This is a genomic window from Acidovorax sp. KNOB132 (genome assembly GCF_057541515.1).
Map to the genome: position 1 here is coordinate 1 of NZ_BAAJYT010000162.1, position 8,800 is coordinate 8,800.

Sequence of the window (8,800 nt, forward strand, 5' to 3'; positions counted from 1 at the left end):
GTGCGCGCCGGGCCCTGCACGGCCTGCGCCAGGGCCGACGTGCCCCCGGCCAGCGCGGCTGCGGCGCCCACGCCCTGCAGCGCCCGCCACAGGTTGAAGGCCACGATGCCGCCGGCACACGCCAGCCCGACCGCGCTGAGCGCCACCACGCCCACGCCACACAGAAAGACCCGCTTGCGTCCAAAGGCATCGGCCAGCGCGCCGCAGGCCATCAGCGTGGCGCCGAAGCTCAGCATGAAGGCGTTGGTGACCCAGGCCAGTTGCACGGGGCTGCCGCCCAGTGCATCGCGCAACGCGGGCAGGGCCACGGCCGGGCCGGTGAAGCTCAAGGGCATGGCCAGCGCGGCCAGGCACACGGACAGGAGTTGAAGGGACACGGGGAATGCCGGCTTCGGGGCGCGGGCAGGATGTTGGGTCGAGGACATGGCGGGGACAGCGGCTTTCAGGCAGTGGACAAGGGCGCCGGCGACCCCAGGCCACCAACGCCCATGAACGATAAAAGCGATGCAATGCGATGAAAATAGGCCCCCACATCCCCAGACAAACAACCTTGGGTTGGCAATCCGAACCCATTCACCCCACTCTCACCCACCATGGACAGCTTCAGCGGCCTCGAATCGTTTGTGCGCGCAGCCGATCTGTCGAGCTTCGCGCAGGCCGGGCGCGCGCTCGGCATCTCGGCCTCGGCCGTGGGCAAGAACATCGCGCGGCTGGAGCAGCAGCTCGGCCTGCGGCTGTTCCAGCGCACCACGCGCCAGGTGCACCTCACGCAGGAGGGCGCGCTCTTTCACGAGCGCTGCCGCCGCATCCTGGATGAGCTGCAGGACGCCCGCGCGATGATGCAGGCGGCCGTGCAGGCCCCGCGCGGTCGCCTGCGGGTGAGCCTGCCGGTCATCGGCTATCGCTTTCTGCTGCCGGTGCTGCCCGAGTTCAAGGCCCTCTACCCCGACGTGGAACTGGAGCTGGACTTCAACGACCGCCTGGTGGACGTGGTGGAGGAAGGCCTGGACGTGGTCATCCGCAGCGGCGATCTGCCCGACTCGGGCCTCGTCGCGCGCCGGCTGGGGCCGTTCCGCTTCGTGCTGGTGGCCTCGCCGCAGTACCTGGCGCGGCGCGGCACGCCCCAGGTGCCGGCCGATCTGGCGCAGCACGCCTGCCTGATCTTTCGCTTTCCCAGTGGCGGCAAGCTGCACGACTGGGTGCTGCCCGACCTGCCGCAGCCGCTGCCCACCGAGCTGGTGTGCAACAACATGGAGGCCATGCGTGGTGCGGCCATCGCCGGCATGGGCGTGGCGTACATGCCCGACTTCCTGGCCCGGGATGCGATCGAGCGGGGCGAACTGCGGCAGGTGCTGGCCACGCACCTGGTGCACACGGGGCAGTTCTCGGCGCTGTGGCCGTCGAGCCGGCAGCTGTCGCCCAAGGTGCGGGCGTTCGTGGATTTCATCGGCGAGCGGCTGTTCCAGGCGGCGCCCGCACCCACGCCGGATTGACCCCGGGTGCCGGGCATCCCGGGCGCGCCGGGCTGCCGCACGGAAACCGCCGCCGTGCCAAGCGCGTTCGGCGAGTTTGATTATGAAAAAAGCGACGTTCATCCCGGGCCGCGGCAGGCATAGCCTTCGGGCTTCATCCACCGGAGAGAGAGAAAGAACACCATGCGCATCCGCTTCATCGCATCCCTGGTCGCCGCCGCGTTCGCCGTATCGGGCGTGGCCCACGCCGACCAGCTGGCCGACATCAAAAAGAAGGGCGAGCTGGTCGTCGGCGTGCTGGGCACCGACGAACCCAACAGCTTCATCGACCCCAAGACGCGCGAGCTGATCGGCTACGACGTGGACCTGGGCAAGGCGATCGCCAGGAAGATCGGCGTCAAGCCCGTGTTCAAGCAACTGGCCGTGGCCGCACGCATTCCCGAACTGCAGCAGGGCCACGTGGACATCCTGGCCGCATCGCTCACCCACAACAAGGAGCGCGAGGCGCAGATCGATTTCTCGCTGACCACCTTCGTCACCGGCCAGAAGGTGCTGGTCAAGAAGGCCAGCGGCATCCAGGACGTGGCGGACCTGGCCGGCAAGCGTGTGGTGACGGTCAAGGGCGGCACGCAGGAGCCCAACGTGCGCAAGGCCGTGCCCACCGTGGAGGTGGTGACGTTCGAGACGACGCAGCAGGCGTTTCTCGCGCTGCAGCAGGGCAAGGGCGTGGGCTACGTGAACGACGAATCCTCGTTGATCGACGACTTCGGCAAGCTGGGCCCGCGCAACAAGGACTACGCCATCCTGCCCACCAACCTGAGCGTGGAGCCGCTGGCGCTGGGCATCAAGAAGGGCGAGACCGCCGTGAAATCCATTGTGGACGACACGCTGCGCGAGCTGGAAAAGTCTGGCGAGGCCGAGAAGATCTTCTTCAAGTGGTACGGCCCCGGCACCAAGATCCAATTCACCACCCGCCCCTTCAAGTTCGAATCGGACAAGATCGACGGCTGATGGACGCACCCATGGCGGCATGGCCGCCGGGGGCAGCGCGCGGGCGGCAGGCATGCCATTGGCGCATGCGGGCCGCGCCGTTGCCAGCACCCTGGTGGCAGGCCGCCGCGCCCGCATGCCCCGCGTGCGGCGTTTTCCGAATGACTGGCGTGCATGCCCTTGTTTGACTACTCCTTGCTGCTGAGCGGCAAGTACCACCTCATGATGGTGGGCGGCCTGCTGCTGTCGCTGCAGCTGCTGGCCGTCTCGCTGGTGCTGGCCCTGCCCCTGGCCCTGGTCGTGGCGCTCCTGCGCCTGGCGCCGGTGGGGCCCCTGCGCTGGGCTGGCTTCGCCTTCGTGGAGGGCATGCGCAACGTGCCGCTGCTGGCGCACCTGCTGTTCTGGTACTTCGGCGCGCCCGAGCTGCTGCCCGAGGCCGCGAAGCAGTGGCTGTACGACAGCGGCCATGCCGAGGCGGCCGCGGCCGTCGTCGCGCTGTCGCTGTATACCGCGGCTTTCATGGCCGAGGACATCCGCAGCGGCATCCGCGCGGTGCCCACGGTGCAGATGGAGGCGGGGCGCGCACTGGGCCTGGGGTTCCTCGCCACCATGCGGCGCGTGGTACTGCCGCAGGCGCTGCGCGTGACCGTGCCGCCCCTCATTTCGCAGGCGCTGAACCTCTGGAAGAACACCTCCATCGCTACCGTGATCGGCGTGGCCGAACTCATGTACCAGGCGGCCAAGGTGGAAAGCGCCACGTTCCGCAGCATCGAGGCGTTCGCCTTCGCGAGCGCCGCCTACCTCACGGTGTCGCTGCTCATCACGGGCCTGGCGAGCTGGTACCACCATCGCTACCCCGTGCGGACGGTTGGATGAAACACCCCCTGAGTCGCTTCGCGCCTTCCCCCTCTCTCGTCTCGCTGCGCGAGTCGGGAGGGGGGACGCCCCCAGTGCGGCGGGGCGGCCCTTGCACGGGGGCACTGGCTTTGGCAGCGCCAGTTTGATGCGCCGCAGGTAATGCGCAGCGCAGTGAACAACGGATAGGCACACATGCTGGAACTGATCGATACCTACTGGCTGTACTTCCTGGTCGGCCAGTACCCCAACGGCCCGCTGGGCGGCCTGGCGCTCACGCTGCTGCTGGCGGCGGGCGCCCTGTTGCTGGCGCTGCCGCTGGGCGTGCTGTTCGGCCTGGCGCGCGTGAGCCCGTGGCGCTCGGTGCGCTGGCCGGTGACGGCCGTCGTCTTCGTGGTGCGCGGCACGCCGCTGCTGATGGTGGTGTTCTGGGCCTATTTCTTCCTGCCCAGCGTGACGGGGGTGAAGACCGACCAGTTCACCACCATGCTGGTCGCGCTCGTGGTGTTCAACGCGGCCTACCTGGCCGAGATCGTGCGCGCCGGCATCCGGGGCCTGCCGCGCGGGCAGATGGAATGCGCCCGCGCCCTGGGCCTGTCGTACCCCCGCGCCATGCGCCGGGTGGTGCTGCCGCAGGCGCTGCGCAACATGCTGCCTTCGCTGGTGAACCAGTTCGTCGTCACCATCAAGGAGACCTCGCTGGGCTACATCATCGGGCTCACGGAGGTGGCCTTCATCGCCACGCAGATCAACACCCAGGTCTTCATCCGGCCGGCCGAAGTGTTCGGCATCCTGGGCCTGACCTACTTCGTGCTGTGCTTCGGCCTGTCGCGCCTGGCCTACGCGCTGGAGCGCCGGCTGGCGCGGCGCGCGGCCCCCTCCTCTTCTTCCGGACTCCGAACGACATGATCGAACTGCACGGCGTGAACAAGTGGTACGGCAGCTACCACGCCCTGGTGGACGTGACCGAAACCATCGCCCAGGGCGAGGTGGTCGTGGTGTGCGGGCCTTCGGGCTCGGGCAAGTCCACGCTGATCCGCACGCTCAACCGGCTCGAACCCATCCAGGGCGGGCGCATCCTGATCGACGGGCAGCCCATCCACGGGCCGGGCGTGGACGTGAACGCGCTGCGCTCGCGCATCGGCTTCGTGTTCCAGCAGTTCAACCTGTTTCCACACCTGTCGGTGCTGCACAACTGCACGCTGGCCCCCATCCAGTTGCGTGGCCTGTCGCGCCAGGCGGCCGAGCAGCGGGCCCTGGCCCTGCTGGACCGCGTGGGCCTGGCGCACAAGGCCCAGGCCTGGCCCAGCGAACTCTCGGGTGGCCAGCAGCAGCGCGTGGCCATCGCCCGCGCCCTGGCCATGGAGCCGCCTCTGATGCTGTTCGACGAGCCCACCAGCGCGCTGGACCCCGAGATGGTGGGCGAGGTGCTGGTGGCAATGCGCGACCTGGCCGAGGGCGGCATGACCATGGTCTGCGTAACGCACGAGATGGGCTTTGCCCGCGAAGTGGCCGACCGCGTGCTCTTCATGGACGAAGGCCGCGTGCTGGAGCGCGCCACGCCGGCCGACTTCTTCGGCCGCCCGCAGCACCCGCGAGCGCAGCAGTTCCTGTCGGACATCCGCACGCCGTTCGCGCGGGCGGCATAGCAGCGCCGCTGCGCTGCGTTGTTCAGGCTCTTTTGCGCTACTCCGCCGCGCGGCGCAGCGTCTCCACCACCGGGCGGCGCAGCACATCGCGCAGGCCCCACCAGCCCGCGGCCAGCGCCAGCACGGCCCCGGCCAGTGCGCCGATGATCGGCACCCAGGGCGTGGCCGTCCAGGCGAAGTCGAACACGTAGCGCGCCAGCGCCCAGCCCACGGCCACCGCCACCCCGCTGGCAAGAAAGCCCGCCAGCAGCCCCACGCCGGCCAGTTCGGCCCGCTGCACCTGGCGCAGCAGGCTGGCGCGCGCGCCCACGGCCCGCATGATGGCGAACTCGCGCGCCCGCTCCTCGCGCGTGGCCGTCACGGCGGCGAACAGCACCACCAGCCCTGCGGCCAGCGTGAAGCCGAAGAGAAACTCCACCGCGCGGATCACCTGCGCGAGCACGCCCTGCACCTGGGCCAGCGTGGCGCTCATGTCCACGTTGGTGATGTTGGGAAACGCCCGCACCAGCGTGTTGTCGAAGCCCGGCGTGGCCGGCGCGCGGTAGGCCGCCAGGTAGGTCACCGGCAGTTCGGGCGGCAGCTGGCCCACCGTGTACATCACGAAGAAGTTGGCGCGCAGCGAGCCCCAGTCCACCTTGCGCAGGCTGGTGATGCGCGCCTCGCTGACCACCCCGCCGATGTCAAAGCGCAGCGTGTCGCCGAGCTTGAGGCCCAGCGTCTCGGCGATGCCGTCCTCCACGCTCACCGCATCCTTCTCGCCCGGCGTCCATCGGCCGGCCACCACCGGGTTGTGGGTGGGCGCCTGCTCGGCGTTCGACAGGTTGAACTCGCGGTCCACCAGGCGCTTGGCGCGGTCGTCGGTGTAGTCGGCCGGGCCCACCTCGCGCCCGTTGATGGCCACCAGCCGGCCGCGGATCATCGGGTACCAGTCGTACTGCGACACGCCGCCGTCGCGCAGCGCTTTCTGAAAAGCCTCCGACTGGTCGGGCATGACGTTGATCACGAAGCGGTTGGGCGCATCGGCCGGGGTGGAGCGCTGCCAGCTGCTGATGAGGTCGGTGCGCAGCAGCACCAGCAGCACCAGCGCCAGCAGCCCCACCGCGAGGCTGCTGACCTGCACCACCGCATACACCGGCCGGGCCGAGATCTGCCGCGTGGCCAGCACCAGCCAGCGCGGGGCCGTGGCCTCGTTCACGCTGCGGCGCAGCAGCTTCACCGCGCCCCAGGCCAGCCCGGCGAACAGCAGCACCGCCCCCGCGAAACCGCCCACGGCGATCAGTCCCAGCTTCAGGTCGCTGCTGACCGCCAGCAGCAGCGCGGCGAACCCGGCCACGCCCACGCCCAGCACCGCCAGCGAGGCGGGTTTCAGGCCGCCCAGGTCGCGCCGGATCACGCGCAACGGCGGCACCTGCGACAGTTGCAGCACCGGCGGCAGCCCGAAGGCGAACATCAGCGTGAGGCCCATCCCCAAGCCGAACGCCACCGGCCACAGGCTGGGCGCGGGCAGCGCGGTTTCCACCAGCCCCGCCAGCAGCAGCACGAACACGTGGTGCACCGCGTAGCCCAGCAGCACACCCAGCGCGCTGGCGAACAGCCCGATCAGCGCGAACTCGACCACGTAACCGCCCGCAATGGTGCGCTGGCTCTGGCCCAGCACGCGCAGCAGCGCGGCCGCATCGAGGTGTTCGTTGGCAAAGCCGCGCGCCGCCAGCGCCACGGCTACGGCCGACAGCAGCGCCGCGAGCAGCGCCACGAGGTTGAGGAATTTCTGCGCCCGGTCCAGCGTCTGGCGCATCTCGGGGCGGCCGCTGTCCAGCGACTCCACGCGCACGCCGTGCACCTCGGGCGCCTTCACCGCCTCGGCCGCCCAGTCGCCGAACTGCTGGACCGCCCGCGCCTCGCCCGCCACGGCGAAGCGGTAGGTGAGCCGGCTGGCCGGCTGCACCAGCCCGGTGGCGGGCAGGTCCAGCGCATTGACCATGACGCGCGGCGCGAAGCTCATGAAGCCCGCGCCCCGGTCGGGCTCGATGGCGATGATGCGGGCAATGCGCAACTGCGCGTCGCCCAGCAGCAGCGAATCGCCCATCTGCAGGCCCAGCGAGCCCAGCACCGGCGCATCCACCCACACCTCGCCGGGCGCCGGAATGTCGCGCGTGGCCCGCGCGGGTGCACCGGGCGCATCCGCCACCTGCAGGCTGCCACGCAGCGGGTAGCCCGGCTCCACGCTTTTGAGCGCCACCAGCCGGCTGGCGCCGCCCTGCGCATCGCTCGCGCGGCCCATGGTGGGAAAGCCCAGCGTCGTGACCGTGGACAGGCCCGCGGCCTTCGCCCGTTCGACGAACGCCGCCGGCGTGGGGTTGTCGCTGGCCACCACCACATCGCCGCCCAGCAGCTGCAGCGCATCGCGCTGCAACCCGCCCTGCAACCGATCGGCAAAGAACCCCACCGAAGTGAGGGCCGCCACGGCCAGCGTGACCGCCACGATGAGAAGGCGCAATTCGCCAGCCCGCAGATCGCGCCACAGCGTGCGCCAGCCAATTCGGAAGAAGGACAGATTCATGGGGAGCGACGTTAGCGCAAATGGGTTGGGCTTCGGGTGGGAAGGGGCTCAGGGCGAGGGGGATTTGGAATTTCGCGGCGCCCAGGGTGGATTTGACCCAAACCTTCGACAGAGCAAGGCTAGTAGCTTGCCAAACCGGTAGCTGCCGGCTGGCGCCATGACTCCCCTTCGCCCTACCCTTGCGCGCCCCCGTACCGCACCGCCCGCGGCGGGCGGCACAGCCCCCACAGCGTGATGCCGGCCTGCTGCGCCAGGTCGATGGCCAGCGAGGTGGGGGCCGACACGGCGGCCAGCAGGGGAATGTCGAGCCGGGCGCACTTGCGCACCAGTTCGTAGCTGGCGCGGCTGGACATGACGACGAAGCCGTCCTCCCCCAGCCGACCCTGCGCGGCCAACTGGCCGATGAGCTTGTCGAGGGCGTTGTGGCGGCCCACGTCTTCGAGCAGGTCGGTCAGCTCGCCGCCTGGCGTGGCCCAGCCGGCGGCATGGACGGCGCCGGCCGCGGCATTGAGCGACTGCCGGGCGGGCATGGCGGCCACGGCGCGCAATATCGCGTCGGCAGGCAGCGCACCGGCCCAGGCGCGCTCGGTGACGCGTTCGGGCACCAGGTCCAGCGCCTGCAGGCTGTCGATGCCGCACACGCCGCAACCCGTGCGGCCCGCGAGCGAGCGGCGCTTGTCTTTCAGGCGCGCGAAGCAGCGTGCCGTGATGTCCACCCGCACCTCGCACGCGGTGGCCGTGCCGGCCGGGACCCCGGCGGGCGCCTGCAGCGCATGCACCTCGATGCCGTGGCAGTCGCCCGGCTGGTCGATGATCCCCTCGCTCAGGGCGAAGCCGAGGGCGAAGGCATGCAGGTCGGCGGGCGTGGCCATCATCACGGCGTGCGAGAGGCCGTTGAACACCAGGGCCACCGGCACTTCGGCGGCCACCGCGTCGTCCTCCCACACGGCAGGCACAGCACCCGGCGGGCAGGGATGGCGCTGCACGCTGCGGGCGGCCAGCGGCGTGGGCAGGGGGCGGCCTTCGTCGTCCAGGCCCTCGGGGCCGGCAGATTCTTGCGCCCCTCCCATGCCCGCCAGCTGCTGCCGCCCGGCATCGGTCAGCCAGGCCAGCCAGCGGCTGTCGTCCTGCGCCACGCGCACCCAGCCGGGGCCCGGCTGGCCGCCCACGGCCGCGCCGCTCAGCAGGTGCAAGCCGCGCAGCACGGCGCTGCCGGGCAACCCCAGGTGCTTGGCCAGGCGCGGCATGGAGACGCCCTGCGGATCGTCCAGTTC

8 protein-coding genes are annotated in these 8,800 nt (G+C 70.6%); 5 read left to right on the plus strand and 3 right to left on the minus strand.

Annotation, left to right across the window (positions count from 1 at the left end; translation table 11 throughout):
• On the minus strand, positions 1-335 hold a 335-nt coding region (locus tag AC27IO_RS17255; RefSeq protein WP_498739870.1), incomplete at its 3' end, for an MFS transporter.
• Positions 336-593: 258 nt separating this feature from the next.
• Here AC27IO_RS17255 and AC27IO_RS17260 point away from each other — a divergent pair.
• The 5 genes from AC27IO_RS17260 (at position 594) to AC27IO_RS17280 (ending at position 4,966) form a co-directional block, all read left to right on the plus strand.
• Entirely contained in the window at positions 594-1,493 is a 900-nt protein-coding gene (locus AC27IO_RS17260) for a LysR family transcriptional regulator (RefSeq protein WP_498739865.1), read from the plus strand.
• A 162-nt stretch (positions 1,494-1,655) separates the two neighbouring features.
• Positions 1,656-2,483 (plus strand): ABC transporter substrate-binding protein, encoded by an 828-nt coding sequence (locus AC27IO_RS17265; RefSeq protein WP_284429316.1) that lies wholly within the window; start codon positions 1,656-1,658, stop codon positions 2,481-2,483.
• A 153-nt stretch (positions 2,484-2,636) separates the two neighbouring features.
• Positions 2,637-3,338 carry an amino acid ABC transporter permease gene (locus AC27IO_RS17270; RefSeq protein ID WP_498739867.1) on the plus strand — a complete coding sequence of 234 codons (702 nt, stop codon included), beginning with the start codon at positions 2,637-2,639 and terminating at the stop codon, positions 3,336-3,338.
• A gap of 174 nt (positions 3,339-3,512) precedes the next feature.
• Positions 3,513-4,226 carry an amino acid ABC transporter permease gene (locus AC27IO_RS17275; RefSeq protein ID WP_317356401.1) on the plus strand — a complete coding sequence of 238 codons (714 nt, stop codon included), beginning with the start codon at positions 3,513-3,515 and terminating at the stop codon, positions 4,224-4,226.
• Complete coding sequence (locus AC27IO_RS17280) at positions 4,223-4,966, plus strand: amino acid ABC transporter ATP-binding protein (protein WP_284429319.1); 744 nt, start codon at positions 4,223-4,225, stop codon at positions 4,964-4,966. Before AC27IO_RS17275 ends, AC27IO_RS17280 begins: the two co-directional genes overlap by 4 nt.
• Before the next feature lie 37 nt (positions 4,967-5,003).
• On the opposite strand, the gene AC27IO_RS17285 is transcribed toward AC27IO_RS17280, so the two are convergent.
• Together AC27IO_RS17285 and fdhD are read right to left on the minus strand one after the other, a co-directional pair.
• Positions 5,004-7,526: an ABC transporter permease gene (locus AC27IO_RS17285; protein ID WP_284429320.1), complete on the minus strand. Its 2,523-nt coding sequence runs from the start codon at positions 7,524-7,526 to the stop codon at positions 5,004-5,006.
• 173 nt (positions 7,527-7,699) lie between these two features.
• Complete coding sequence (gene fdhD, locus AC27IO_RS17290) at positions 7,700-8,596, minus strand: formate dehydrogenase accessory sulfurtransferase FdhD (protein WP_498739872.1); 897 nt, start codon at positions 8,594-8,596, stop codon at positions 7,700-7,702.
• Positions 8,597-8,800: the final 204 nt, after the last annotated feature.

Coding starts and splice junctions, on each gene's coding strand:
- AC27IO_RS17260 (WP_498739865.1), top strand. CDS start 594: ATGGACAGCTTCAGCGGCCTCGAATCGTTTGTGCGCGCAGCCGATCTG.
- fdhD (WP_498739872.1), bottom strand. CDS start 8,596: ATGGGAGGGGCGCAAGAATCTGCCGGCCCCGAGGGCCTGGACGACGAA.
- AC27IO_RS17285 (WP_284429320.1), bottom strand. CDS start 7,526: ATGAATCTGTCCTTCTTCCGAATTGGCTGGCGCACGCTGTGGCGCGAT.
- AC27IO_RS17280 (WP_284429319.1), top strand. CDS start 4,223: ATGATCGAACTGCACGGCGTGAACAAGTGGTACGGCAGCTACCACGCC.
- AC27IO_RS17275 (WP_317356401.1), top strand. CDS start 3,513: ATGCTGGAACTGATCGATACCTACTGGCTGTACTTCCTGGTCGGCCAG.
- AC27IO_RS17270 (WP_498739867.1), top strand. CDS start 2,637: ATGCCCTTGTTTGACTACTCCTTGCTGCTGAGCGGCAAGTACCACCTC.
- AC27IO_RS17265 (WP_284429316.1), top strand. CDS start 1,656: ATGCGCATCCGCTTCATCGCATCCCTGGTCGCCGCCGCGTTCGCCGTA.